The sequence below is a fragment of the Porphyrobacter sp. LM 6 genome, from assembly GCF_001720465.1.
In the GTDB taxonomy this organism is placed as follows: Bacteria; Pseudomonadota; Alphaproteobacteria; order Sphingomonadales; family Sphingomonadaceae; genus Erythrobacter.
Map to the genome: position 1 here is coordinate 1,957,299 of NZ_CP017113.1, position 26,130 is coordinate 1,983,428.

Consider the following 26,130-nt stretch of genomic DNA (forward strand, 5'->3'; position numbering starts at 1 on the left):
ACTAGCCTGGCGACTATTCGACCGGCAGGAAGTCCGGCACAGAGAGATAGCGCTCACCAGTGTCGTAGTTGAAGCCGAGCACACGGCTGCCGGCGGGCAGGTCGGCAAGCTTCTTGGCGATGGCGGCGAGTGTTGCGCCGCTGGAGATGCCCACCAGCATTCCTTCCTCTCGTGCGGCACGGCGCGCCATTTCCTTGGCATCATCGGCATCAACCGTGATCGCGCCATCGATCGCATTGGTATGGAGGTTGCCAGGGATGAAGCCCGCGCCGATGCCCTGGATCGGGTGAGGGCCGGGCTGACCGCCGTTGATGACCGGCGAGAGCGCGGGTTCGACGCCATAGGCTTTGAACGAAGGCCAGTGCTTCTTCAGCTCTTCCGCGCACCCCGTGAGGTGGCCGCCGGTGCCGACCCCGGTGATCATCACGTCGATCGGGCTATCGGCAAAATCGGCGAGGATTTCCTGCGCGGTGGTACGCGCGTGAACAGCTGGGTTGGCGGCATTGTCGAACTGGCTTGGCATCCATGCGCCCGGCGTCTGCGCGACCAGCTCGGCCGCCCGCTCGATGGCGCCGCGCATACCTTTTTCGCGGGGGGTGAGGTCGAAACTGGCGCCATAGGCGAGCATCAAGCGGCGCCGTTCGATCGACATCGACTCGGGCATGACCAGCACAAGGCGGTAACCCTTGACTGCTGCGACCATCGCGAGGCCGATCCCGGTGTTACCGCTCGTGGGTTCGACAATCGTGCCGCCGGGCTTGAGCGCGCCGCGCGCCTCCGCATCCTCGACCATCGCCAAGGCGATACGGTCTTTGATCGAACCGCCGGGATTGCTGCGCTCGGACTTCACCCACACTTCGTGGTCAGGGAACATCCGCGCCAGGCGGATATGCGGAGTCGCGCCGATTGTCGCGAGGATGTTGTCAGCCTTCATGTCGTTACCTCTCTCTTGAGCGTGTCCGGCTCGAAGCTGCGCGCGCGGCGCAATTCGGGGAAGTACCACGCCCATGCCAATGTCACGAATATCGCACCCGCGCCGCCGAATACAACCGCGCCCGTCGCCCCGAGCAATGCGGCGGCGAGGCCTGACTGCATTTCGCCCAGCTCGTTCGAGGCCGAGATGGCGAGGCCCGAAATTGCCGAAACCCGGCCCCGCTTGTCGTCCGGCGTGAACAACTGCACCAGCGAGCTTCGGATAAACACGGACACCATATCCACCGCACCCATTGCGGCAAGGATCGCGAGCGAAAGCAGGAAGCTGCGCGAAAAGCCGAAGGCGATGGTGAGCGCACCGAACACTGCGACCGCCCAGAGCATCTTCAGCCCGACGTCACGCTCAAGCGGGCGGAACGAGAGGAACAGCGCCACACTCGCCGCGCCCAGCGCAGGAGCCGCGCGCATAAGCCCGAGGCCTTCCGGGCCGACAAACAGGATGTCACGTGCGAACACAGGGAGCAGCGCGGTCGCGCCCGCCAGTAGTACGGCAAACAGATCGAGCGTGATGCAGCCGAGCAGGAACCGCTCGCGCCAGACATAGACCATGCCCTCGGCAATCTGGCGCAGCGGCTTGAGGCGCGGGCCGTCGTGCTTGGCGCGGATCGGGCGGACCGACACGATGAGGCCCTTCGCAGCGAGCAGCATTGCTGCCGAGATCGCGTGCGGCAGCCATTCGGACTGGGCAAAGATCAATCCGCCCACGGCGGGTCCGGCAACGCTGGCGGTCTGCCATGCCATCGACGATAGCGCGATCGCGCGCGGCAGCAGCGCGGGGGGCACGATGTTGGGCGCAATCGCGCTCATCGCCGGCCCCACGAACACGCGGGCGGCACCGTGGGCCGCGGCCAACGCGAACAGGATCGGTATGTTAAGCGCGTCGGCGTAGGTCAGGACCGCCAGCAGCACGCCGACCGCGCCATCGATGCCATTGGCAAAGGCCGCAACATAGCGACGGTCGAACCGGTCGGCCGCAAGCCCCGCAACCGGGGTGAGCACAAACAGTGGTATGAATTGTGCCAGCCCCAGAAGCCCCAGCTGGAACGAAGCTTCGGGCACGCTCATGCCATAGTCATCGCGGGCGACGGCGTAGAGCTGATAGCCGAGCAGCACTACCATCGACATCGTGGCGGACACCGCCAAGAAGCGGGCCATCCAGTAACGCCGGTAATCGCCGATCGCGAGCGGGGAAGTCGGTTCAGTCACGCGCGGGCCATGGCAGGCGGATGCCTGCCTGCCAAGCGGGTCTAGCTTTTAGGGGTGTCAGCTGCGATTGCGCGCCCGCTCATCGCGGACGGCGCAGGCGCGGATTGGGCTGAAGCTGATCGATGATAGCCACGAAATCGTCGAGCCGGATGATCCGCTCGAACTGGAAACCGGCGCGCGAATCGCGGGTCCAGATGACGTAGGCTTCGATCCGGCCCACCACGGGCAGGCGGATGATGATCCGGTCGCCACGCTGAAGCTGCTTGGCGTCGTCGACCATGAAGCCGTGCGCCGAGAGGTTCGAGACATGAAGGTGCAGATCGCCATGCACGAAGTGCTCGACGATTGCCGGAAAATCGACCGGATGGCGCGCTGCGCGCCGCAGTTCGGTTACACTGAGGTTTGCTCCACCAGCCACCATTGCGATCCTCTTATCGGTACGGCCCCTTTCGTAAGGGAATGCCCGACAAAGGCTGACATTTGGTAAATGGCGCGGGAAGCTTGTGCTTCAGCGGTGGACCAACGCGTGCTTTTTCTTGCCGAGGCTGAGCCGCAGCGTCTCGCCCTCGCCGGGATGAACCAGGTGGGCCGGATCTGTGATCGTTTCGCCTTCGAGCTTCACCGCGCCTTCGGCAAGCTTGCGCTTTGCTTCGCCGTTCGAAGCGGTGAAGCCGATCTCGGTCAGCAGCGATACGATCCGCATCCCTTCGGCACCGACCGCCAGAGTCGGCAAGTCTTCGCCCGCACCGCTGCCGGCAAAGGTCTCGCGCGCAGTTGCTTCGGCGCGTATCGCTGCATCCTCGCCGCGGACCAGCTTGGTGACTTCATTCGCCAGCACGATCTTGGCCGCGTTGATTTCCGCACCTTCCAGCGCCGCGAGCCGGGTGATTTCATCCAGCGGCAGGTCTGTGAACAGCCGCAGGAACCGGCCCACGTCAGCGTCATCGACATTGCGCCAGTACTGCCAGAAATCGTAAGCCGGAAGCTGATCCTCGTTGAGCCACACCGCGCCCGCTGCGGTCTTGCCCATCTTGGCGCCGCTCGCGGTGGTGAGCAGCGGGGTGGTGAGGCCGAACAGCTCGGTCCCGTCCATGCGGCGGCCGAGTTCGATCCCGTTGACGATATTGCCCCACTGGTCACTACCGCCCATCTGCAAGCGCACGCCCATGTCGTGCGAGAGGTGGCGGAAGTCATAGCCCTGCAGGATCATGTAGTTGAATTCGAGGAAGGTCATCGGCTGTTCGCGTTCAAGACGCAGCCGCACCGAATCGAAACTCAGCATCCGGTTGATGGTGAAATGCGTGCCCACTTCCTGGAGCAGTTCGATATAGCCGAGCTTTCCGAGCCAGTCGTGGTTATTGACCATCACCGCATCTGTTGGGCCATCACCAAACGTCAGCAGCTTGGCAAACACCGTGCGGATCGAGGCGATGTTGGCCTCGATCGTCTCGTCGGTTAGCATCTTGCGGCTTTCATCGCGTCCGCTGGGATCGCCGATCCGCGTCGTTCCGCCACCCATCAGCACGATTGGCTTGTGCCCGGCCTGCTGGAGGCGGCGCAGCATCATGATCTGAACGAGGCTGCCGATGTGGAGCGAAGGCGCGGTGGCGTCAAAGCCGATATAGCCGGGCACGATCTGCTTGGCCGCCAGGGCATCGAGTCCCGCAGCATCGGTCATCTGGTGGATGTAGCCACGCTCGTCGAGTAGGCGCAGGAGGGCAGATTCGTAGGTGCTCATGGGGAGCGCCCCTATCAGTGTGGGCGTGCAACGGGAAGAGACTTGCCCGATCCCATTCAAGGCGGCAGACAGCATTCATGCAACCGCTGATGCTCCACCAGACCTGTGACCTCGGCCCGATCCGTGCTGTCACCGCCACTATCACCGCCACGCCTCAAGGCTGCGAGGCCGAATTCCGGCTCGATGGTCACGTGGCAGCGATCATCGTGCCCGAGCCTGCTGCGCCGAAACGGATGGACAATCTGTGGAAGACGACCTGCTTCGAGATCTTCTGGCAGCCGCTGAGCGGCACCTGGTACCGCGAGTTCAACCTCTCGCCTTCGGGCCGCTGGGCTGCGTATGATTTCGACTCCTTCCGCGAAGGGATGCGCGATGCGCCTGTTGAAGCGATTGCGATCAGCTGCTCGCACGACGAAAACGGTCTGGTGCTGAAAGCCAGCATCGCGGCGGAGTTGCCCGATCCGGCGCAGGTTGCCCTCAACGCGATCGTCGACCATCCAGGCGGCGCGCTGCAATTCTGGGCGCTGGCATTCCCGCCGGGCAAGGCGGAGTTCCACTCCGAGGCTTGCCGTCAGGCCATCATTGAGCGCTAACGACCAAAGGGTCGGTTGAGCTTCACGATCTCGGCGTTGAGCACGAAGGCGAAGCTCACCCAAATGAAATAGGGCACGTTGAGCCAGCCGACGAAGCTGTCACCTACGACGCGCGGCAAAGCCACCATCAGCGATGTCGCCGAGCACCACAGCAGGACGTTTTCGGCCAGCGCCCAATCGGGCCGCCGCAGCTTGAAGAAGAGCGGTGACCACGCGAAGTGCAGGATGAAGTTGGCGCCGAACAGCGCGCACACCATCAGGCGTGCTTCAAGCGAGGTGGCAGACGAGAGGGAGATGTAAAAGCTCCAGCCTGCCAGCCCGAGGATCAACGTCCAGGCCGGACCGAACAGCCAATCGGGCGGTTGCCAGCGAGGTTTGCTCAGATTGCGATACCAGATGCCGATCTCGGTCAGGGCTCCGCCTGCGCCGCCAAGGAGGATAGCCCATGCGGCGGCGATAAGGGCGTTGGTCCAGTCCATGTCACGGATATAGGCTGCTCGCGCGCAAATGCCATTGCCTTTGCCGCACAGCTTCTTCAATCCCTCGGGCCATGAAGAACGGTATCGACCGGCTGCTTGCCGACCCAGATCTCCTCCGCCAACTCAAGGGCCGCCGGGTCGCGCTCGTCGCGCACCCTGCCAGCGTGACAGAGGATCTGACCCACAGCCTCGACGCGCTGATCGCCGCCGGTGTGCAGGTCAACAGCGCCTTTGGCCCTCAGCACGGCCTGAAGGGCGATAAGCAGGACAATATGGTCGAGACCGCGGACGAAATGGATCCGCGTTACGGCATCCCGATCTTCTCGCTCTATGGAGAAGTGCGGCGTCCGACGGGCCAGATGATGTCGAGCGCCGATGTGTTCCTGTTCGACCTGCAGGACCTCGGCTGCCGGATCTACACCTTTGTCACCACGCTGCTCTACCTGCTCGAGGAAGCAGCGAAGGCGGGCAAGGAAGTGTGGGTGCTCGATCGCCCGAACCCGGCCGGGCGACCAGTCGAGGGCACCTTGCTACTTCCGGGGCAGGAAAGCTTCGTTGGAGCCGCACCGATGCCGATGCGGCACGGGTTGACGATGGGCGAGATGGGTCATTGGTTCATCGCGCACTTCGGGCTCGATGTGGCTTACAAGGTGGTGGCGATGGAGGGCTGGCGGCCGGACAAGCCGGTCGAATGGGGCTGGCCGGCGTCACGCCTGTGGATCAATCCCTCGCCCAATGCCGCCAACGTGAACATGGCGCGCTGCTATGCGGGAACGGTGATGCTTGAGGGCACGGCGCTGTCCGAAGGGCGCGGTACGACCCGTCCGCTCGAAGTGCTGTTTGGCGCCCCGGATGTCGATGCGGGTGCGGTGCTGGCGGAGATGCACAAGCTCGCGCCCGAGTGGCTGGCAGGCTGCGCGATCCGCGAATGCTGGTTTGAGCCGACTTTCCACAAACACGCGGGAAAGCTCTGCAATGCACTGATGATTCACGCGGAAGGCGAGTTCTACGACCACCACGCCTTCCGTCCGTGGCGGCTTCAGGCGCTGGCGTTCAAGGCTATCCGCAGACTCTATCCCGATTACCCCTTGTGGCGTGATTTCCCCTATGAATACGAGCTCACCCGGCTCGCGATCGACGTGATCAACGGCGGTCCTTCCTTGCGCGAATGGGTCGACAATCCCGCTGCAATGCCCGACGATCTGGACGCCATGACGTCACTCGACGAAGCCGCGTGGGTGGCAGAAGTGCGCGGGCATCTGCTTTACTGATCGCTCTCGCTCGGGCACCACAGTGTCCGGCAAGGCGGAGCAACCGCCACCGATGGGAGAGCAGGAAACAATGGCAACCGCGGCAGCGACGGGTTCGGATGTTCGATCCGTCAGGTTGACCTTGTGGCTCCTGCTTACAGTTTACGTCTTCAATTTCATCGACCGGCAGATCGTCAACATCCTTGCCGAGCCCATCGCCCGCGATCTGGAGCTATCCGACACCCAGATCGGGCTGTTGACCGGGCTGGCTTTCGCGCTGTTCTACACCGTGCTTGGCATCCCTATTGCCCGCTTTGCCGATCGTCCGACGACCAATCGTCCGCGCCTGATTGCGGTGGCACTGGCAGTATGGTCGGCGATGACGGCGATGTGCGGGGCGGCGCAGAACTTCGCGCAACTCCTGCTCGCGCGCATCGGCGTGGGGGTGGGCGAGGCAGGGTGCACGCCGCCCGCACACTCGCTCATCAGCGACATGGTGCCGCCAGAGAGGCGCGCCTCGGCGCTCGCTTTCTATTCGCTCGGTATTCCGGTGGGCACGCTGCTTGGAATGGTCATCGGCGGCACGCTTGCCGACTACATGGGCTGGCGCGAGGCCTTCGTGGTGGTGGGATTGCCCGGCGTGGCGCTCGCGCTGGTGGTGTGGTTTGTTCTGAAGGACCCACGGCACTCCGATGTCGCTGCGGGGCTTCAGGCGAAGGGCCAAGCGCCGGTGCTGCCGCTGGGGCAGGCGGTAGCAGAGGTCATGCGCTCGAGGGCCTTCGTGCTGCTGCTGGTGGCGGGCTCTGCGGCGTCATTCCTCGCTTACGGCAAGACCACCTGGACCACGATATTCTTCCAGCGGACCCACGATCTTACACCGGGGCAGGTGGGGTTATGGTTCGGCTTGCTGCAGGGGGTCGGCGGGATGCTGGGCACATGGCTCGGCGGCTATTTGGCCGACCGCTTTGGCGCGAGAAACCGCCGTCATGTGCTGAGCGCGCCCGCTATCGACATGGCGCTGGCCGTACCGCTGGCGATCGCGACCTACCATGCGCCGAACTGGCCTTTGGCGCTGCTGCTGCTGTTTGTGCCAACGGTGTTCAACTCGTTCTACTACGGCCCGACCTATTCCGCAGCTCAGGGCCTGGTGCCGCTGAGGGCGAGGGCGATTGCCGCCGCCACGCTGCTGTTCTTCCAGAACCTCATCGGGCTCGGTCTTGGTCCATTGTTCTTCGGGATGTTATCCGACTGGATCCAGCCGACCTATGGTGCCGACAGTGTGCGCTACGTGCTCTACGGCGCGGCGGTTCTGGGTCTGGTGCCGGCGTTTTTCTTCTGGCGGTGCAGCCTCCACCTCAATCGCGAGCTGGATCAGAAGGGCTAATCCGGAGCGCGGACGGGCTGCACCAGCGCCACCAGCACGAAGCTGATCAGCATCAGCAGATACCAGCTGCCGTATTTGGCGAGACTGACCATCTGCCATTCCCGCTCCTGCCCGGGATAGTTCCAGGCATTGGCGAAGGTGGCGATATTCTCGGCAAACCAGATGAATAGCGCGACGAGGCCGAAACCGACCAGCAGCGGCATCCAGCGATGGGCGCGCCAGTTGCGGAAGTGGACGCGGGTGCGCCAGAACAACAGCCCAGTGACGGCAAACAGTCCCCAGCGGATGTCGATGATGAAATGGTGGGTGAAGAAGTTCACATAGATCGCCGCCGCCAAGGCCCATGTCATCCATGCGGGCGGATATCCGGTGAAGCGGAAGTCGAAGATTCGCCACACCCGCGCGATGTAGCTGCCGACGGCGGCATACATGAAGCCCGAAAACAGCGGCACCGCTCCGATGTGGAGTATGCTTGCCTCGGGGTAAGTCCATGACCCGGCGGAGGTCTTGAACAGCTCCATCACCGTGCCAACGACATGGAAGATCAGGATTACCCGCGCCTCCCGCAATGTCTCGAGCCGTAGCGCGAGCATCCCCGCCTGAATGGAGACGGCCGCGATGGTCATGAAATCGTAGCGGTGGAGGGGCGCGGTCTCCGGGTAGAACAGGTGCGTGCCGAGCAGCAAAGCCAGCAACAGCCCGCCGAACAGGCAGGCCCAGCCTTGCTTGAATCCGAACAGCAGGAATTCGTAGAACCAAAGCCGCCAGCCTGTGCCGGAATCAAAGGCTTCGAGCCTGAGGCGGACGGCTTGGAAGCGGGTGTGGCGAACGTCAGGAAGCGTCAATTACGCCCCGTGCTTCCGGCTCAGCTCCCGCATCGCGTCATCCAGCCCGTCGAGCGTCAGCGGATACATTCGGTCGCCGACGATCTGCTTGATCATCTTGGTCGACTGCGAATAGCCCCATTGCTTTTCCGGCACCGGGTTGAGCCACACGGTCGCGGGGTAGGTATCGGCCACGCGCTTCAGCCACACTGCGCCCGCTTCCTCGTTCATATGCTCGACCGAGCCGCCCGGATGGGTGATCTCGTAAGGGCTCATCGCCGCATCGCCGACGAATACGATCTTGTAGTCGTGGCCGTATTTGTGAAGCACGTCCCAGGTCTTGGTGCGTTCCTGCCAGCGGCGTTTGTTGTCCTTCCACACGCCTTCGTAGAGGCAGTTGTGGAAGTAGAAGAATTCCATGTTCTTGAACTCGCTGGTGGCGGCGCTGAACAGCTCCTCTACCAGCTTGATGAAGGGGTCCATCGAGCCGCCGACATCGAGGAACAGCAGCAGCTTCACCGCATTGCGGCGCTCGGCGCGCATGTGGATGTCGAGCCAGCCCTGCTTGGCCGTGCCCTTGATCGTGGCGTCGATATCAAGCTGATCCTGCGCGCCTTCGCGGGCGAAACGACGCAGACGGCGCAGCGCCATCTTGATGTTGCGGGTGCCGAGTTCCTTGGTGTTGTCGAGGTTCTTGAACTCGCGCTTTTCCCAGACTTTGATCGCGCGGCCGTGCTTGGCCTCGCCGCCGATCCGCACGCCTTCGGGGTTGTAGCCCGAATTGCCGAAGGGGGATGTGCCGCCGGTGCCGATCCACTTGTTGCCGCCCTGGTGGCGCTTTTCCTGCTCTTCGAGCCGCTTCTTGAGCGTCTCCATGATCTCGTCCCAGTCACCCAGCGACTTGATCTTCTCCATTTCCTCGGGGGTCAGGAACTTCTCGGCGACGGCCTTCAGCCAATCTTCCGGGATATCGACGGGGTTCTGGCCGTAATCGGTCATGATCCCCTTGAAGACCTTGTGGAACACCTGATCGAACCGGTCGAGCAGGCCTTCGTCCTTCACGAAGGTCGCGCGGGAGAGGTAGTAGAACGCCTCGGGCGTCTGCTCGATGACGTCCTTGTCGAGCGCCTCCAGCAGTGTGAGGTGCTCCTTGAAGCTGGCCCCGATACCGGCCGCCCGCAGCTCGTCGACGAAATTGAAGAACATGGGGGTTTGCTTAATCGCCCCGCGCGGGCCTGACCAGCCCTCTTTCTTGGCAGGAAGGGCCCTATCCTTAACTCTTAACTTACCATCTCGTGTCTAGTGTCGCGTCCACAAGAACACGGGGCCGCGATCCGACATGAATCAACTCGCTTTCGACACCGCCAATGCCCATGCGCTGGGGATGATCCCGGAAAGCTGCGGGGCCGTCACGGTCGGCTGCACCGATGTTGCCGGTGTGGTCGAGGCGGTGATTGCCTCGTCCAAGTCGCTTCGCTCGGAGCACGAGGCGCTGGCTGAAACCGTGCGGGCGCTTGAAGCCGATCAGGCCAAGGTTGCCGAAGCGAGCGACGAGGCACGGCTCCTGTCCGAACGTGCGATCGAACGGCTCAATGAAGGCACGGCGCTGATCCATGCCTCGCTAGGGCAGATCGCCTCGCTGATCGAACTGGTCGACACGCTCGGCCAGCACGTTACCAGCTTTTCGGCCGCAATGGAGCAGGTGCGCCGCTCGGCCCAGGATATCGACAATATCGCCGAGACGACGAACATCCTCGCGCTCAATGCCACGATCGAGGCAATGCGGGCGGGCGATGCCGGACGCACCTTCGCGGTGGTCGCCGCCGAGGTGAAGAGCCTCGCGAATGACACCCGCAAGGCGACCGAGGAAATCGCCCAGACCATCGACGCGCTCGGCGGCGAGGCGGAGGTTGTGATCGGCCGGATCGAAGCCGGCTCCAAGGTCAGCGGCGAGGCGCGCGCCTCGGTCGCACGGATCGAAAGCACCATCACCAATGTCGGCACGCTGGTCGAGGAAGTCGACAAGCAGAACGACGTGATTGCCCGGTCCACGGGCACGATTTCCAGCCATGTCGACAAGGTGCAGCGCGTGCTGACCGGGTTCGATGCGGCCTCGCGCGCCAACGAGGATCGTCTTCACGGGGCGCATCGCAAGATGGAGGATCTCGAGATCCTCGCCAGCGAGATGTTCGACCGCATCGTCCACGCCGGATTGAGCCCGGAAGACAGCGTGATGGTCGACCACGCACAGCAACTGATGCAGGAACTTACCGCGCATACCGAGGCCGCGATTGCCTCGGGCGCGATCACCATGAACGCACTGTTCGATACCGATTATGTCGCCGTTCCCGGCACCAATCCGCAGCTTTACCGCACCCGCCTCAGCGACTGGGCCGATGCCCAGTGGCGCCCCTTCCTCGACCGCGCAAAGGCGAGCGATTCCCGCGTCCTGGCCGCCGCCTGCACCGATATGAACGGCTTCCTGCCGACCCACATAAGCGAGCGTTCGCGCCGGCCCACGGGCGATCTGGAACACGACACCCTGTTCTGCCGCAATGGCCGCATCATGCTCGAGGCGATCGACCGCAAGGCTAAGATCAGCCACCAGTCCTATATGATGGCGGTCTATCGTCAGGAGGCCGACGGCCAATCCTATGTGGTGGTCCGCAACGTCTATGTTCCGCTGATCATCGGCGGACGCCGCTGGGGGGATTTCGAGCTGGCCTACAGCTTCGATTGAGCCCGCCGATCCGGCCCGTGTTCCACGTGGAACAATGGGTAAGAGCACCCGAAAGCGGGCCTAAGATGGGTCTAGAGGGGGTCTAAGGGGGGTCTAGACCGAGTCTGGGCACCCCTCAAACACTCAACTCGGATTGCGGCGGGCCATGAAGGCGAGGCGTTCGAACAGCATGATGTCCTGTTCGTTCTTCAGCAGCGCGCCATGCAGCGGCGGGATCGCGCTTGCCGGGTTCTTGTCCTGCAATACGTCGAGCGGCATATCCTCGTTGAGCAGCAGCTTGAGCCAGTCAAGCAGCTCGCTGGTCGAGGGCTTCTTCTTCAGGCCCGGCACTTCGCGCAGATCGTAGAAGATATCCATCGCCTTCTTCACCAGCACCTTCTGGATGCCGGGGAAGTGGACGTCGATGATCTCCTGCATCGTGTCGCGATCGGGGAACTTGATGTAGTGGAAGAAGCAGCGGCGCAGGAACGCGTCGGGCAGTTCCTTCTCGTTGTTCGAGGTGATGACGACGATCGGGCGCTCCTTGGCCTCGATCCGCTCCTGCGTTTCATAGACGTCGAAGCTCATCCGATCGAGCTCCTGCAACAGGTCGTTCGGGAACTCGATATCGGCCTTGTCAATCTCGTCGATCAGCAGCACCGGAAGCTGGGGCGAGGTGAATGCCTCCCACAGCTTGCCCTTCTTGATATAGTTCTTGATGTCGTGGACGCGCTCGTCGCCCAGCTGGCCGTCGCGCAGACGGGCCACCGCGTCATATTCGTAAAGGCCCTGCTGCGCCTTGGTGGTGGACTTGATGTTCCACTCGATCAGCGGCGCGCCCAGCGCCTTGGAAATCTCGTGCGCCAGCACCGTCTTGCCGGTGCCCGGCTCGCCTTTCACCAGCAGCGGACGGCGCAGCGTAACAGCGGCGTTGACCGCAACCTTGAGGTCTTCGGTCGCGATATAGGACTTGGTGCCTTCAAAACGCTGCTGCTCGGACATCGGGTTTCCTTGTGAGACTGAATTTCGCCGCGCAGCGATAAGGGGGCCAGCGGCGGCGCGCAAGAGGGGGGAGCCCCCCCTTTTCTGATGGGCAAATCAGCGGGGGGCAGAGCCGCTCACTCGTACTGGTAGTTCGCAACCGTGTAGGCGCCCGGGTAGAAGATTGCCTGGATCTTGACCATTGCAGTGGTGAAGGGCCGGTCGATCCGGTAGCGCAAAGTCTCCGCCACGGGATCATAGCTCAGCACTGTGATCTGGGCATCCTGATAGGTGATCGCGCGCGGCAGCGCTGCAGGATCGATCCTCACCCGCCGGTCGATGTCCTCCATCTTCCCGGTTCCGGCGAGGTAGGACACATAGGACCCGGCAAATCGCCCTTGGTGGATATTGGTGAAGACCTGAAGAAACGGCGGTCCGTTCTTGCTTTCCTTGACCAGCCGGACTTCCATTTGCGTGCCTTCGGGATCCTCCATGTCCGCCCGGCGATAGACTATCGGTGCAACCGGAACGGGAGGAAGGGCATCGGGAGACACCGCGCCGCTGATGAAGGCGCGCTCGAAGCTTTCGTCACCCTCGTCATCGACGAGACAAATGGCGATTTCGCGTTCGAATTTCTTGTACTTGGTGCTGCGCCGGATATCGCCCGGCGGGTAGGAGAAGCGCTGCGCTTCGTCGAGCTCGTAGCGTCCTGTGCAATAGACATTGGCCGCTGCGGGCAGGGCGAGGTGCGGCTCTGCTGCCGGATAGGAACGGCGCAGCGGCGTCTGTGGATCGATCCGCGCGGCAAGCCCATGGACCCTCACGGCGCCGGGCTGCTGGATCTTGGCAGTCTGCTCGAAGCGAATCTTCGCGATGAGCACCGGTTCACCGACTTTCGCGGTGCGCTCTTCGCCCAGCTTGTCCCACGCATCGTCGATTAGAAAGATGCGGCTCATCGGCATCTGCTGCGCTTCGCCTGCATGTACTGGCGCAGTAAGGGCAAACAATGCGCCCGCTGCGATGGCACTGGACCCGAAGGCAATTCCCAGCGGACCTCTCAACACGCTTTTCCTAGGCGTCGATGAGGTCGCGGTCGACATCGCCGGCGCGGTTCTGGATGAAGTTGAAGCGGTGTTCGGGGTTGCGGCCCATCAACTCGTCGACGAGGCGCGCCACGCCGGCGCGGTCTTCGAATTCCTGCGGCAGGGTGATGCGAATCAGACCGCGTGTTTCGGGCGCCATCGTGGTTTCGCGCAATTGCTGCGGGTTCATTTCACCCAGGCCCTTGAAGCGGCTGACTTCGACCTTCTTGCCCTTGAACACCGTCGCTTCCAGTTCGGTGCGGTGTGCATCGTCGCGGGCGTAGCGGCTCTCCTTGCCTGACGTCAGGCGATAGAGCGGGGGCTGGGCAAGGAACAGGTGACCGCGCCGCACGATATCGGGCATTTCCTGGAAGAAGAAGGTCATCAGCAGCGTCGCGATATGCGCGCCGTCAACGTCAGCGTCGGTCATGATGATAATGCGGTCATAGCGCAGATTGTCGGCGTTGCAGTCCTTGCGGGTGCCGCAGCCCAGCGCCAGCGCGAGATCGGCGATTTCGCTGTTGGCGCGGATCTTGTCGGCGGTGGCGGATGCGACGTTGAGGATCTTGCCGCGGATCGGCAGGATTGCCTGCGATTTGCGGTCGCGCGCCTGCTTGGCGCTGCCGCCGGCGCTGTCGCCTTCGACGATGAACAGCTCGGTCTCGCGCCCGCCTTCGCCCGAACAATCGGTGAGCTTGCCGGGGAGGCGCAGCTTCTTGGCGTTGGTGGCGCTCTTGCGCTTGATCTCGCGTTCCTGCTTGCGCTTGAGGCGCTCGTCCATGCGCTCCATCACCTCGCCGAGCAGCGCCTTGCCGCGCTCCATATTGTCGGTGAGGAAGTGGTCGAAGTGGTCGCGCACCGCGTTCTCGACGAGGCGCGCAGCCTCGGGCGAGGTGAGGCGGTCCTTGGTCTGCGACTGGAACTGAGGATCGCGGATGAAGACGGAGAGCATCACCTCCGCGCCTGTCATCACATCATCGGCGGTGATGTCCTTGGCCTTCTTCGCGCCGACCAGCTCGCCGAAAGCTCTGAGGCCGCGGGTCAGGGCGGTGCGCAGGCCCTGCTCGTGCGTGCCGCCATCGGGGGTCGGCACGGTGTTGCAGTACCAGCTCGTCGCGCCATCGGAATAGAGCGGCCAGGCGATCGCCCATTCGACGCGGCCTTGGCCGATGCCGTCGACGACCGGGAATTCTTGGCTACCGGTGAAGGGCTGGGCGGTGACGCATTCGCGCGTGCCGACCTGTTCGGCGAGGTGATCGGCAAGCCCGCCGGGGAACTTGAAAACCGCCTCTGCCGGCACCTCTTCGCTCGCGAGCGAGGGCGCGCACTTCCAGCGGATTTCAACGCCCGCGAACAGATAGGCCTTGGAGCGGGCGAGCTTGAACAGCCGCTTGGGATTGAAGTTGCGATCCCCGAAGATTTCGGGATCGGGCACAAAGGTCACCGTGGTGCCGCGCCGGTTGGGCGTGGGGCCGAGGTTCTGGATCGCGCCTTGCGTCACCCCGCGCGAGAACTCCTGCGCGAAAAGCTGCTTGTCGCGCGCCACCTCTACCCGCGTGTGGACGGACAGCGCGTTGACCACGCTCACCCCCACGCCGTGGAGGCCGCCGCTGGTGGCATAGGCCTTGCCGGAGAATTTGCCGCCCGAGTGGAGCGTGGAAAGGATCACCTCAAGTGTCGATTTGCCCGGGAACTTGGGGTGCTCGTCCACCGGAATGCCGCGGCCGTTATCGGCGATCGACAGGCGATTGCCTCCGTCGAGGCGCATCTCGATCCGCGTGGCGTGGCCCGCCACCGCTTCGTCCATCGCGTTGTCGAGCACCTCGGCGGCGAGATGGTGGAACGCGCGGTCATCGGTCCCGCCGATATACATCCCCGGACGGCGGCGGACGGGCTCAAGCCCTTCGAGTACCTCGATGGCGCTTGCGTTGTAATCGCCGCTGGAGGTGGGGGTATTGGCGAACAGATCGTCGAGAGGGTTATCGGACATGGCGTGACTATAGGCCCCCCTGCGCCGGGGTCACAAGCCGCGGCGCAGGGTTTTGCTCAGCGGGTGAAGCCGGTCGGGGCGGGATCGGCCGCGATGACTTCGCCGCCCTTGATCTCACGCACTTCGAGCGCGCGTTCGACCACGCCGCTGCGGGCAAAGCGGAACGGCCCGTCGACCCCGAGGAAACCGCCTACATCATAGAGCGCGGCGCGGGGGAAGGGCGTGCCGACCTTCCAGTCGCGCGCCACCCGCAAGGTCAGCAGCACGGCATCATAGCCAAGCGTAGCGGTGCGATAGGGCTGGGCGCCGAAGCGGGTCGCGTAGCTATCGGCAAAGCGCTTGTAGCGCTGGTCCGATACGGCGGCGAACATTGCGCCTTCGAGCGATTTGGTGCGCGCCAGCGTAGCCTCGCCGCTCCACAATTCGGTGCCGAGGATGCGCGCGCGGGTGCGGGCGCCGCGCTGGAGCTCGTTTGCGGCATCGATACCAAGGCGCGCGCTGTCGGCGATCAACACGGTATCATACCCGCCTGCTGCGCGCAGCCGCGCGGCGGCACTGACGATCGAGGTGTTGCCGCGTGCGAAAGTTTCCTGCCGCGCCAGCGCACCGCCGAAGTCGGCCAGCGCCGAGGTCAGCGCCGCACCCGCGCGGGTACCATAGTCGCCTTCGGGAAGCAGGGCGGCAAAGCGGTTGGCCCCGCGCGAGCGGGCGAACGCGACCGTGCGGCGGATCGATTGTTCGGGCATGTGGCCCATCACGAAGACATCGGCGCTGGCGACGGCGGGATCGTTGACGAAAGCGATGACCGGCACCTTAGCGGCGCGTGCTGCGGCCTGCACTGGCGGCACTTCATCGGGGCTGAGCGGGCCGAGGATCAGCTTGTTGCCATCGGCAATCGCCTGCCTGGCAGCCGCAGGAACGCCGGCCGAGGTGTCATAGGTGGTGATCCGCAGATTATCGGCATTGGTATCGAGCAGCGCCATCGTGGTGGCATTCGAAATCGCCTGCCCGACCGCTGCGGTTTCGCCGCTGAGCGGCACCAGCAGCGCTATCCGGTGGCGGCCGGAATCGGACGGCAGCGCGGTGGCAGACGGCTCCGGCGCAGGCGGCGGGGCTTCGGTGACCGGCACCTTGGGCACGACCTGACAGGCAGCCGCGAGCATCGCTGCCCCGGCAACCGCCAGATTGCGGCCGGTCAGCTGCGCCTTGGCGCGCGCCCACCAACTGCCCCAATTCGATCCCGAAATCCGCTTCATCCTTGCCCACCCCTCAGCCGTGCGCCATGGCTTGCCCAGCCATGACCACGGAACTGCCATCCATCCCCGCAGGGACACCCGAAGCCGGGCTGTATATCGTCGCGACCCCGATTGGCAATCTTGGCGACATGACCTTGCGCGCCATTGCGGTGCTGCGTGCCGCAGGCGTGGTGGCCTGCGAGGATACGCGGGTGACGGGCAAGCTGCTCAAGCATTTCGGCATCAAGGCGCGCCTGCAACGGCTCGACGATCACGCCCCGCCCGAAGTCCGCGCGCGGGTGATCGAGACTGCGCGGCATGAGGTCGTGGCGCTGGTGAGCGATGCCGGAACCCCGGTGATTTCCGATCCCGGCTATCGTCTGGTCCGCGAGGCGCGCGCGGCGGGCGTTACGGTGACGAGCGTGCCGGGTGCCTGCGCGGCAATCTCTGCGCTGGCGATGGCGGGCTTGCCGAGCGACCGCTTCCTGTTCGCAGGCTTCCTGCCGGTGAAGGACAAGGCCCGCAGCGATACGCTTGCCGCGCTGGCCGGGGTCGAGGCGACGCTGGTGTTCTACGAAACCGCCCCGCGCCTTGAAAAGAGCCTGCGCGCTATCGCCGATCTGTGGCCGATCCGCGAGGTGGCGGTCGCGCGCGAGCTGACCAAGTTGCACGAGGAATGCCGCACCGGCACCGCTGCTGCGCTCGCCGATCATTATTCAGCGCACCCGCCCAAGGGCGAGATCGTGCTCGTTGTCGGCCCGCCGGCGGCGGACGAAACCCCCGAAGCCGATCCCGATGCGCTGCTGCGCGCCGCGCTGGCCGATGCGGGGCCGGGCAAGGCCGCCGGGCAGGTCGCCAAGGCCACTGGGCTCGACCGCGGAACGCTCTATGCCCGCGCGCTGGAACTGAAGGGCGAATGAGCGAGACCCGCAGCCCCGAACAGCGCCGCGACGCCGACAGCCGGGGCCGCGAAGGCGAGGCCGAAGCCGCAATGTGGCTCGTCGGCCAAGGCTGGCGCATCCTTGCCGAGCGGGTGAAGACCAAGGCGGGTGAGATCGATCTGATCGCGCAGCGTTCGGGCCTTGTCGCCTTTGTCGAGGTCAAGTGGCGCAAGCACTCCAGCGATCTGGCCGATGCTATCGACGAACGCCGCCTCGCCCGCGTGGCCCGCGCGGTGGAAATCGTCGCGCCCGACTATGCGTCAGCGGGCGAAGATATCCGTATCGACGTGATCCTGCTTGCACCGGGCCGCAAGCCGACCCACATCGAAAACGCATGGATGCCGTTCGGCTAGGCATCCGATGGAGTTGATTGCATGACCTTGCGTGTCGCCGTCCAGATGGACCCCATCGACCGGATCAATATCGCGGGCGACAGCTCGTTTGCGCTGATGCTGGCCGCCCAGGCGCGCGGCTATTCGGTCTATGAATATCACGTCGAAAGCCTGACCCTCGACGAGGATGACCGCCTGTTCGCCCATGGATTTCCGGTCACGGTGCAACGGGTCGAAGGCGCGCATTTCACCCGCGGCGAGCAGGTGCGGCTCGATCTCGGCAAGGATATCGATGTGGTGCTGATGCGGCAGGACCCGCCGTTCCACATGGGCTATATCACCGCCACCCACCTGCTCGAGCGGATCGGGCATGAAACTCTGGTGGTCAATGATCCCGCCAATGTCCGCAACAGCCCCGAAAAGGTGATGGTGCTGAACTATCGCCGCTTCATGCCGCCGACGCTGGTGACGCGCTCGGTGGACGAGGTGCGGCGTTTCATGGCCAAGCACGGCGCGATCGTGGTCAAGCCGATCCATGGCAATGGCGGCAAGGCGATCTTCCGCATCGGCGAGAATGGCGAGAACCTCTCCGCGCTGTTCGAGGTGTTCAACCAGACCTGGCCGGAACCGCATATGGTCCAGCCCTTCCTCCCCGAGGTGGCAACCGGCGACAAGCGCATCGTGTTGATCGATGGCGAGGTCGCGGGCGCGATCAACCGTCTGCCGGGAGAGGGCGAGTTCCGCTCGAACCTCGCGATGGGCGGCAGCGCGCAGCCGACCGAACTGTCCCCGCGCGAACAGGAAATCTGCGACGCGCTCGGCCCTGATCTGAAGCGCCTCGGACTCACCTTTGTCGGGATCGACGTGATCGGCGGCAAGTGGCTCACCGAAATCAACGTCACCTCGCCCACCGGCATCGTCGCGATTGACCGCTTCAACGGGACTGATACGACGGCGCGGATCTGGGATGCGATCGAGCGCCGTCTGGCTGAACGCCGCGCCGCTTCAACCGCTAACGGCTAGGGCTCCAATGACCGACTTCCTCCTCGAGCTGCTCCACAAGGGCGGCTACCTCGGCATCTTCTTCCTGATGGCGGTCGAGAACATCTTCCCGCCGATCCCGTCCGAAGTGATCATGGGCGGGGCGGGACTGCTGGTGGCGAGGGGCGAGATGACCTTCGGCACGGTGTGGGTGGTCGCCACTCTCGGCACGCTGGTCGGCAACCTGTTCTGGTTCTGGATCGGCAAAGTGTGGAGCGAGGACCAGCTCAAGCGCATTATCGACCGCTGGGGCCGGTGGCTGACCTTCGAGTGGGACGAGTTCACCAAGGCGCGCGATATCTTCCGCAAATATGGCGACTGGATCGTGTTCCTGCTGCGCTTCTCGCCGCTGCTGCGCACGATTGTCTCGCTGCCCGCAGGCCTTGCACAGATGAAGCTGTGGCGGTTTTGCCTCTTCACCTTGCTGGGTTCGGGGATCTGGAACGCGGTGCTGATCTTCGGCGGCAAGACAGCCGCCCCGCTGGTCGAACGGTTCGAGAAGCTGGCCGGATACGGCGTGGTCGCCTTCGTTGTCGCGGGCGTGCTGTTCTATATCTACCGCGTGGTGACGTGGAAGCCAGTCGCCGCCTTCGAGGCCAAAGACGACTAATTACCCGCGCGGGTGGGCTTTCCGATAATTGTCGAGCAGGCTTGCGGCATCGACGCGGGTGTAGATCTGGGTCGACCCCAGCGAGGCGTGGCCGAGCAGTTCCTGCAAGCTCCTGAGGTCAGCGCCCGCGCTCAGCAGGTGGGTGGCGAAGGAGTGCCGCAGCGCGTGCGGGGTCGCCGTGTCGGGCAGGCCGAGCGCGCGGCGCGCCTGTGCCATCGCGCGCTGCACCATACGCTGTGCCAGCGGCCCGCCCTTGGCCCCGCGGAATAGCGGCTCGCCCGGTGCGAGCGGCCAGGGACAGACGGCGACATATTCCGCCACCGCCGCGCGGGTGATCGGCAGCACCGGCACCACCCGCTGCTTGCCGCCCTTGCCGGTGACGCGCAGCACCTCTCCCATCGGCACATCCCGCCCCGTCAGCGACAACGCCTCGGCAATCCGCAGGCCTGACCCGTAGAGCAGCAGCAGCACCGCGCGGTCGCGCGCCCCGATCCAGTCCTCGCCAGCAAGCCCGTCCACCAGCTCCGCAATGTTCACCGCCTCGTCGGGGGTGACGGGGCGGGGGAGGCCCTTCTTGATCCGCGGGCCGCGCAGCCGGGGCGCGCTTGCCTCGGGATCGCCGGCTTCGCTGCGGGCAAAGGCGATGAAGGCCTTGAGCGCCGAAAGCTCGCGCGCGGCGCTGGCATTGCCTAAGCCTTCAGCACGGCGCGCGGCGAGGTGGGTTCTGAGATGATGCGCTTCGGTGCGGGCAACCTCGGCCCAGTCCGCAAGGCCGTTCGCCGCCACCAACCGCTCCGCGGCAGCGACATAAGCGCGCACGGTGTGCGGCGAGCGGCGGCGCGCGCTTTCCAGATGGACGCGCCAGCCGCTGATGATCTCGCCCGCGCTCATGCAGCGACCAGCGTATCGGCAACCAGTTCGGCGAGCAGCGCGTCGAGCACCCCGCGTCCGGGCGGGGCCACGCCGATGCGGGCTTCGTGCTGCCAGATGAGGCCAAGCGCGGTCAGGCGGGCGAGGGCAGCCTCATCCACCAGCCCGCCGCGCGGCAGGCCGAACCGCGCCGACAGCGCCGACAGATCGATACCTTCGGTCAGGCGCAGGCCCATCAGCAGCGCTTCGGCCGCCTGTTCTGCCACCGCCAGCGTGCGCGCTTCGGCGATGCCGTTGCCTTGCGTTTCGACCGCCTTGAGGAAGTTCTCGGGCTTCTTGTGCCGCACGGTCGCCACACCCAGCCTGCGGCCATGCGCGCCGGGGCCGATCCCGCAATAGTCCTGATAGCGCCAGTAGGCGAGGTTGTGGCGGCTCTGCTCGCCCGCCCGGGCGTGGTTGCTGGTCTCGTAGGCGGCAAGGCCCGCCGCCTCGGTCAGCGCCTGCGTGATATCGAACAGCTCGGCCGCCGCATCGTCATGGAGCGGCACCAGCCGCCCGCGCCGGACATCGCTGGCAAACCGCGTCCCCGGTTCGATAGTGAGCTGGTAGAGAGAGAGGTGCCCCATGCCGAAGCCGAGCGCGCGGGTCAGGCGTTCGTGCCACAATTCAGGCGTATGGCCGGGCAGGGCGTAGATCATGTCGAAGCTGACGCGGGCGAAGTGATTTTGCGCCGTCTCGAGCGCCGCCAGCGCGTCGTCCGCGCCGTGGAGCCTTCCGAGGAACCTTAGCTCCGCATCGTCGAGCGATTGCACGCCGAGCGACACGCGGTTCACCCCTGCACCCGCCAGAGCGGCGAAGTTCGCAGTTTCGACCGAGGAGGGATTGGCCTCCAGCGTGATCTCGATATCGGGCGCAAAGCCCCACAGGCGCTCGGCCTCTGCCAGCAGCGCCGCAACCAGCGCGGGCGGCATCAGCGACGGTGTGCCGCCTCCGAAGAAGATCGAGGTCAGCCCTTCGCCGCCAGCTACCGCCGCCTCAGCGTGCATGTCGGCAATAAGCGCCGCCTGCCAGCCCGCCACATCCACGCTCTCGCGCACGTGCGAATTGAAGTCGCAATAGGGGCACTTTTTGGCGCAAAACGGCCAGTGGATGTAGAGCGCACGCGCCATGCCGGGATTTTCAGCTCCGCTTAATGGTTGGCCCGTAGGCTGAGGGAATGCGCATTTCCGGTTTCCTGACCCGTTCCGCCGGGCCACTTGGCCTGATCCTGCTTATGACAGCCACCGCCGCTTGGCCGCAAGAGCGCCTGCGCAGCGATGATGCCGCGCGGGTCATGCTTGAGGAGCACAATGCAGCGCGCGCCGATGTCGGGCTTGAGCCGCTACGCTGGAGCGACCGGCTTGCCGATGATGCCGCCGACTGGGCGAGCCACCTTGCACGCCGCAATCTCTACGATCACGCGCCCGCAGATGTCCGCAAAGGGCAGGGCGAGAACCTGTGGCGCGGCAGCCGCGATCGTTGGAGCCCGGCGGAGATGATCGGGTTCTTCGTGCAGGAAAAGCGCAATTTCCGTCCCGGCGATTTCCCCAATATATCACGCACCGGCCAGTGGAGCGATGTCGGGCATTACAGCCAGATCATCTGGCCCACCACCCGCGAGGTTGGCTGCGCGATTGCCCGAACCGAATATGACGAGGTGCTCGTCTGTCGCTATTTTCCGGCGGGCAACATCTGGGGTGCGCGGATCGACCCGCGGGAACACGTCGCGCGCCGCTGACCGCTTAGCCGAACTGTTCTGCCACCAGCTTGGCAAACGCATCGGCGCGGTGGCTGATGGCGTGTTTTTCCTCTGGCGCGATCTCGGCAAAGGTTTGGTTGCGACCCGTGGGAACGAACACCGGATCATAGCCGAACCCGAGCGTGCCGCGCGGCGGCCAGGTGAGCGCGCCATCGCAGCGGCCTTTGTAGATCGCGTATTCCCCGTCGGGCCAGGCCAGCGCGAGGACGCAATGGAACGCGGCTGACCGGTCGACGCTGTCACCCTTTTCGGCCAGCATCCCTTCGACCTTGCCCATCGCCATGTACCAATCGCGGCCCGGAGCGCCTTCGAACCACTGCCGTGCGGCCCAGTCGGCGGTGTAGACCCCCGGTCGGCCATCCAGCGCCGCCACGCTAAGGCCGCTGTCGTCGGCCAGCGCCGCAAGGCCCGAAGCCTCCGCCGCCGCCCGCGCCTTGAGTAGCGCGTTTTGGGCGAAGGTCGTGCCGGTTTCGGCGGGCTCGGGCAGGCCGAGCGATCCGGCCGAGATGCACTTGACCCCGTAAGGATCGAGCAGCGCGGAAATCTCCTTCAGCTTGCCCGCATTATGCGTGGCAATCACAAGCGATCCCGAGCCGAGCCGACGGGTCATTTCACCGCGTCCAACTGTGCCGCGAAGATGCGGTCGGCGCCGATGCGGGCGAGGCGGAGGAGGCGCAGCAGGCCTTCCTCGTCATAGGTCGCACCCTCGGCGGTGGCCTGCACCTCGGCGATCTTGCCGCCCGAAAGCAGCACGAAGTTGCCATCGGCCTCGGCATTCGAATCCTCGTCATAATCGAGGTCGAGAACCGGCGTGCCCTTGAAGATGCCGCAGGAGATGCCGGCGACCTGCGCGGCAATCGGATCGTGCTTGATGTCGCCCGATGCCATCAGCCCGTTGACGGCGAGGCGCAACGCAATCCAAGCGCCGGAAATCGCCGCCGTGCGCGTGCCGCCATCGGCCTGAATGACGTCACAATCCAGAGTGATCTGCCGCTCGCCGAGCTTCTGGAGATCTACCACGGCGCGCAAAGAACGACCGATAAGGCGCTGGATTTCCTGCGTCCGTCCCGATTGCTTGCCCTTGGCGGCCTCGCGTGCCCCGCGGGTGTGGGTGGCGCGGGGGAGCATCGAATATTCACCCGTCACCCAGCCTTCGCCCTTACCGCGCAGCCACGGCGGCACACCCTTCTCGACGCTCGCTGTGCACAGCACCTTGGTATCGCCGAACCCGATCAGGCACGAGCCTTCGGCATGCTTGGTAAAACCGGTCTCGATCGTGATGGCGCGCATTTCATCGGGCGCGCGTCCTGAAGGGCGCATGGGTGTTTCCTTTGTGCAATGGGAAAGGCGCTAAGGAAAGTGCAGCCCTCGGGCAAGCACAGGTCGAACGGAAATTGAGTTTGCGCCCGAGTTTTCCTAGCTTGTCCCCATGACCACGCTCCCCGTGACCGAATTGACCGCCCGCGCCCGCGAGATTTTTCGCAGGGTGGTCGAGGAATATATCGAGAGCGGGCAGCCGGTCGGCTCCAAGACGCTGGCGGCGGATGGCACGCTGAACCTGTCGCCCGCCTCGATCCGTTCGGTGCTGGCCGATCTGGAAAGCGCAGGCCTTCTCGCTGCGCCGCATACCAGCGCTGGACGGCTCCCAACCGATGCGGGCCTCAGGATTTTCGTCGACGGGATGATGCGCGTGGCCGAGCCCACCGCGCAGGAACAGGCCGCGATCGAGGCGCGTCTGGCCGAGGCCGGGCCGGTCGAGGCGGCATTGAAGCAGGCCTCGGCGATCCTTTCCGATCTGTCGGGCGCGGCAGGCATGGTGCTGGTCGCCCCACGCGAGCAACGGCTTGCCCAGTTCAACCTCGTCGATCTCGGGCAGGGCCGCGCGCTCGCTGTTCTGGTGGGAGAGGACGGGGGTGTCGAGAACCGCGTGCTGACCATTGGCGGCGCACTTAATCCCGGCGCGCTCGACCGCGCATCGAACTACATTACTGCGCGGCTCGCAGGCCGGACGCTGGCCGAAGCTGCACAGGCGATGCGGAGGGAGATTTCCACGGGCAAGTCACAGCTCGACGATGCCTCGCGCGATCTGGTCGAGCGCGGACTGGCGGTCTGGAGCGAGGATGCCGCGTCACGTCCGGTGCTGATCGTGCGCGGGGCGGCGAACCTGCTCGATGAAGCGGCGCTCGGCGATATCGAGCGGGTGCGGATGCTGCTCGAGGATCTGGAGAACAAGCAATCGGTCGCATCCCTGCTCGATTCGGCGCGCGAGGCCGAGGCGACCCGCATTTTCATCGGTTCGGAAAACCGGTTGTTTGCGCTCTCCGGCTCCTCCGTCATCGCCTCGCCCTATCGCGATCGCGAGGGCAGGGTGGTCGGCGTGCTGGGTGTGATCGGCCCCACGCGGTTGAATTACGCGCGGGTTGTCCCCATGGTGGATTTGACCGCCCGTTCGCTGGGCAAGCTTATCGCTTGAATGGAAAGCCAAGACGACATGACTGGGAATGACAAGCCGCTCGATCAGGCGGCCGAAGACGAATTGAAGGGTGTACCCGAAGAGCTGCGCGAAGGCAGCGAGGATGATCTGAGCGAGGCGCTCGAATCGCTCCGGCAGGATCTGGAAAACGCCAAGCAGGAAGTTCTCTACGCGCAGGCCGAAACGCAGAACGTGCGCCGTCGTCTGGAGCGCGAGAAGGACGAGGCGCGCGCCTATGCCGCGACCGGCTTTGCCCGCGATATCCTGTCGGTGGCCGACAATCTCTCACGTGCGATCGAGGCGATCCCCGAAGCCTTGCGCGCCGATGAAAGCATGAAGGGTCTCGTGATCGGCCTCGAAGCCACCCAGCGCGAGATCGAGAAGGTCTTCGCCAGCCACGGCATCACCCGCATCGCGGCGGTCGGCCTGCCGCTCGATCCCAACCAGCATCAGGCGATGATCGAAGTGCCCAGCGCCGATCACGAACCGGGCACGGTCGTCTCTGAGATGCAATCGGGCTGGATGATCAAGGACCGCCTGCTGCGCGCCGCAATGGTGGCGGTGGCGAAGGCGCCGGATTGATCCGTCAGACGAGATAAATCGCAAGATAGCGCGCAATCAGCAAGGCCAGCAGCAGGATGCCGGCCTTGCGATTGCGCGTCACCGCCGCACCGATCATCAGCGCCAGCAGCAGCGCCGTCATCCCGATCGAGAGCGGTGAGGTCATCTGGCCCGCCAAGGCCGGCACTGTCGCCACGTAGAGCCATTGCACCGCCAGCATCACGATCAGCATCGCAAAGACCACGCGGTGGACGCGGTGGTAATGGGTGTCGAGATCGACGAAATTCTCGGGCTCCGAGGGAAACACCAGCCGGCTCGCGAGGAAATAGGCGCTCGCGAAGACCACCACGCCGAGGATCGTGAAGCGGTCGGCCGCGACCACATCGCGCACCAGCCAAGCGAACATCCAGAAGCTCAGCAGGTCGAGAATCACGAACACGGCGAGCAGCGGGGTCAGCCAGCCAATCCTGAATGCGCGGTCTGCGGCATCGCGCGCGAGCTTGAATTCAAGCGTGCGACCCAATCCGGTCAGCAGTTCCACCAGCGAAAGTCCCAGCACAAGGCTGTAGAGCACGAAGACAAATTCAAACTCGCTCACCCCGAGGCTCCCGGAAAATCAACCAGCGCGTCATAGGTGGCGCGGTTCGCCACCCCTGGGACACTTGCCCCGTGCCGCAGCAGAAACGCGTGCCGCACGATCTCGGCCTGCTGCTCGATGCCGTACTGCTCCAGCGTCCAGCCAGGCTTGATCGCGTAGTCGTAGCGGCACCATGGATGGCGGCGCAGGACGAGATACCAGCGCCCGAGGCGCTGGGCCTGCCACACGTGGGTCATTTCATGGATGAAATGCGCCTGCTGTGACAGCTCGGCGGCGGCGAAATCGTCGCAGTAATGCGGTGCGGTGGGGTGGAAGTGCAGGTGCCCCATCGGCGCCATCGTCACCCCGCGCGGGTGGAGCGGGAAGAACTTGCGCCGCCGGATCGTGACCTTGGTATAGCTGATCGCATCGCCGAACACCGAGCGTGCCAGC

Annotated in this window: 28 protein-coding genes; 11 read left to right on the forward strand and 17 right to left on the reverse strand. The window is 64.7% G+C overall.

Annotated elements, in window-relative coordinates; all coding sequences use genetic code 11:
* Positions 1-13: 13 nt before the first annotated feature.
* The 4 genes from cysK to tyrS form a co-directional block, all read right to left on the reverse strand.
* Positions 14-934, reverse strand: a complete 921-nt coding sequence (cysK, locus tag BG023_RS09380; RefSeq protein WP_069310207.1) for a cysteine synthase A — start codon at positions 932-934, stop codon at positions 14-16.
* Entirely contained in the window at positions 931-2,199 is a 1,269-nt protein-coding gene (locus BG023_RS09385) for an MFS transporter (RefSeq protein WP_069310208.1), read from the reverse strand. Before BG023_RS09385 ends, cysK begins: the two co-directional genes overlap by 4 nt.
* Before the next feature lie 79 nt (positions 2,200-2,278).
* The gene (locus tag BG023_RS09390; protein ID WP_190315840.1) at positions 2,279-2,617 is read right to left on the reverse strand and encodes a PilZ domain-containing protein; all 339 of its coding nucleotides are present in this window, start codon (positions 2,615-2,617) and stop codon (positions 2,279-2,281) included.
* A gap of 90 nt (positions 2,618-2,707) precedes the next feature.
* Entirely contained in the window at positions 2,708-3,937 is a 1,230-nt protein-coding gene (tyrS, locus tag BG023_RS09395; RefSeq protein WP_069310210.1) for a tyrosine--tRNA ligase, read from the reverse strand.
* 77 nt (positions 3,938-4,014) lie between these two features.
* Here tyrS and BG023_RS09400 point away from each other — a divergent pair, with 77 nt between their 5' ends.
* Positions 4,015-4,530 carry a hypothetical protein gene (locus BG023_RS09400; protein ID WP_069310211.1) on the forward strand — a complete coding sequence of 172 codons (516 nt, stop codon included), beginning with the start codon at positions 4,015-4,017 and terminating at the stop codon, positions 4,528-4,530.
* On the opposite strand, the gene BG023_RS09405 is transcribed toward BG023_RS09400, so the two are convergent.
* A complete protein-coding gene (locus BG023_RS09405; protein ID WP_069310212.1) occupies positions 4,527-5,009 on the reverse strand; it encodes a TspO/MBR family protein in 483 nt (160 codons plus the stop codon). The two genes, BG023_RS09400 and BG023_RS09405, sit on opposite strands and share 4 nt — an antisense overlap.
* Positions 5,010-5,080: 71 nt before the next feature.
* Here BG023_RS09405 and BG023_RS09410 point away from each other — a divergent pair, with 71 nt between their 5' ends.
* Together BG023_RS09410 and BG023_RS09415 are read left to right on the forward strand one after the other, a co-directional pair.
* Complete coding sequence (locus BG023_RS09410) at positions 5,081-6,280, forward strand: exo-beta-N-acetylmuramidase NamZ family protein (protein WP_069310213.1); 1,200 nt, start codon at positions 5,081-5,083, stop codon at positions 6,278-6,280.
* Positions 6,281-6,350: 70 nt separating this feature from the next.
* Positions 6,351-7,643 carry a spinster family MFS transporter gene (locus tag BG023_RS09415; RefSeq protein WP_083234639.1) on the forward strand — a complete coding sequence of 431 codons (1,293 nt, stop codon included), beginning with the start codon at positions 6,351-6,353 and terminating at the stop codon, positions 7,641-7,643.
* Here the strand turns inward: BG023_RS09415 and BG023_RS09420 are convergent.
* Both BG023_RS09420 and BG023_RS09425 read right to left on the reverse strand, forming a co-directional pair.
* Positions 7,640-8,488: a DUF817 domain-containing protein gene (locus BG023_RS09420; RefSeq protein ID WP_069310215.1), complete on the reverse strand. Its 849-nt coding sequence runs from the start codon at positions 8,486-8,488 to the stop codon at positions 7,640-7,642. The two genes, BG023_RS09415 and BG023_RS09420, sit on opposite strands and share 4 nt — an antisense overlap.
* On the reverse strand, positions 8,489-9,673 hold the full coding sequence (locus BG023_RS09425) for a vWA domain-containing protein (protein ID WP_069310216.1): 1,185 nt from the start codon (positions 9,671-9,673) through the stop codon (positions 8,489-8,491).
* A gap of 133 nt (positions 9,674-9,806) precedes the next feature.
* On the opposite strand from BG023_RS09425, the gene BG023_RS09430 reads away from it, so the two are divergent.
* Entirely contained in the window at positions 9,807-11,207 is a 1,401-nt protein-coding gene (locus tag BG023_RS09430; protein WP_069310217.1) for a methyl-accepting chemotaxis protein, read from the forward strand.
* Between the two features lie 123 nt (positions 11,208-11,330).
* Here BG023_RS09430 and BG023_RS09435 read toward each other — a convergent pair whose 3' ends face one another.
* From BG023_RS09435 to BG023_RS09450, 4 genes are all read right to left on the reverse strand, one after another.
* Positions 11,331-12,188, reverse strand: a complete 858-nt coding sequence (locus BG023_RS09435; RefSeq protein WP_069310218.1) for an AAA family ATPase — start codon at positions 12,186-12,188, stop codon at positions 11,331-11,333.
* Positions 12,189-12,304: 116 nt separating this feature from the next.
* A complete protein-coding gene (locus tag BG023_RS09440) occupies positions 12,305-13,123 on the reverse strand; it encodes a hypothetical protein (RefSeq protein WP_150122846.1) in 819 nt (272 codons plus the stop codon).
* Positions 13,124-13,238: 115 nt separating this feature from the next.
* Positions 13,239-15,239, reverse strand: coding sequence for a DNA topoisomerase IV subunit B (gene parE / locus BG023_RS09445; protein WP_069310220.1), 2,001 nt, complete (start codon positions 15,237-15,239; stop codon positions 13,239-13,241).
* Between the two features lie 56 nt (positions 15,240-15,295).
* Positions 15,296-16,495, reverse strand: coding sequence for a penicillin-binding protein activator (locus BG023_RS09450; protein WP_069310221.1), 1,200 nt, complete (start codon positions 16,493-16,495; stop codon positions 15,296-15,298).
* A 41-nt stretch (positions 16,496-16,536) separates the two neighbouring features.
* Between BG023_RS09450 and rsmI the strand changes: the two genes are divergently transcribed.
* The 4 genes from rsmI to BG023_RS09470 are packed head-to-tail and all read left to right on the forward strand — an operon-like array spanning position 16,537 to position 19,398.
* Positions 16,537-17,394, forward strand: coding sequence for a 16S rRNA (cytidine(1402)-2'-O)-methyltransferase (rsmI, locus tag BG023_RS09455; protein WP_069310222.1), 858 nt, complete (start codon positions 16,537-16,539; stop codon positions 17,392-17,394).
* Entirely contained in the window at positions 17,391-17,768 is a 378-nt protein-coding gene (locus BG023_RS09460; RefSeq protein WP_069310223.1) for a YraN family protein, read from the forward strand. Before rsmI ends, BG023_RS09460 begins: the two co-directional genes overlap by 4 nt.
* Before the next feature lie 21 nt (positions 17,769-17,789).
* Entirely contained in the window at positions 17,790-18,770 is a 981-nt protein-coding gene (gene gshB, locus BG023_RS09465) for a glutathione synthase (protein WP_069310224.1), read from the forward strand.
* A gap of 7 nt (positions 18,771-18,777) precedes the next feature.
* A complete protein-coding gene (locus tag BG023_RS09470; protein WP_069310225.1) occupies positions 18,778-19,398 on the forward strand; it encodes a DedA family protein in 621 nt (206 codons plus the stop codon).
* Here BG023_RS09470 and BG023_RS09475 read toward each other — a convergent pair whose 3' ends face one another.
* The gene (locus BG023_RS09475) at positions 19,399-20,289 is read right to left on the reverse strand and encodes a tyrosine recombinase XerC (RefSeq protein WP_069310226.1); all 891 of its coding nucleotides are present in this window, start codon (positions 20,287-20,289) and stop codon (positions 19,399-19,401) included. It abuts the gene before it with no gap.
* On the reverse strand, positions 20,286-21,437 hold the full coding sequence (gene hemW / locus BG023_RS09480; RefSeq protein ID WP_069310227.1) for a radical SAM family heme chaperone HemW: 1,152 nt from the start codon (positions 21,435-21,437) through the stop codon (positions 20,286-20,288). The genes BG023_RS09475 and hemW overlap by 4 nt, the downstream gene beginning before the upstream one ends.
* A gap of 47 nt (positions 21,438-21,484) precedes the next feature.
* Here hemW and BG023_RS09485 point away from each other — a divergent pair, with 47 nt between their 5' ends.
* Positions 21,485-22,045 (forward strand): CAP domain-containing protein, encoded by a 561-nt coding sequence (locus tag BG023_RS09485; protein WP_069310228.1) that lies wholly within the window; start codon positions 21,485-21,487, stop codon positions 22,043-22,045.
* A 4-nt stretch (positions 22,046-22,049) separates the two neighbouring features.
* Here the strand turns inward: BG023_RS09485 and rdgB are convergent, their stop codons facing one another.
* Complete coding sequence (gene rdgB, locus BG023_RS09490) at positions 22,050-22,676, reverse strand: RdgB/HAM1 family non-canonical purine NTP pyrophosphatase (protein ID WP_069310229.1); 627 nt, start codon at positions 22,674-22,676, stop codon at positions 22,050-22,052.
* Positions 22,673-23,386, reverse strand: coding sequence for a ribonuclease PH (gene rph, locus BG023_RS09495; protein WP_069310230.1), 714 nt, complete (start codon positions 23,384-23,386; stop codon positions 22,673-22,675). Before rph ends, rdgB begins: the two co-directional genes overlap by 4 nt.
* A 109-nt stretch (positions 23,387-23,495) precedes the next feature.
* On the opposite strand from rph, the gene hrcA reads away from it, so the two are divergent.
* Positions 23,496-24,539, forward strand: a complete 1,044-nt coding sequence (hrcA, locus tag BG023_RS09500; protein ID WP_069310231.1) for a heat-inducible transcriptional repressor HrcA — start codon at positions 23,496-23,498, stop codon at positions 24,537-24,539.
* Complete coding sequence (locus BG023_RS09505; protein ID WP_442956764.1) at positions 24,540-25,121, forward strand: nucleotide exchange factor GrpE; 582 nt, start codon at positions 24,540-24,542, stop codon at positions 25,119-25,121.
* Positions 25,122-25,125: 4 nt separating this feature from the next.
* Here the strand turns inward: BG023_RS09505 and BG023_RS09510 are convergent, their stop codons facing one another.
* Together BG023_RS09510 and BG023_RS09515 are read right to left on the reverse strand one after the other, a co-directional pair.
* Entirely contained in the window at positions 25,126-25,698 is a 573-nt protein-coding gene (locus BG023_RS09510; RefSeq protein WP_069310232.1) for a hypothetical protein, read from the reverse strand.
* Positions 25,695-26,117: a vgr related protein gene (locus BG023_RS09515; RefSeq protein ID WP_233992978.1), complete on the reverse strand. Its 423-nt coding sequence runs from the start codon at positions 26,115-26,117 to the stop codon at positions 25,695-25,697. Before BG023_RS09515 ends, BG023_RS09510 begins: the two co-directional genes overlap by 4 nt.
* Positions 26,118-26,130: the final 13 nt, after the last annotated feature.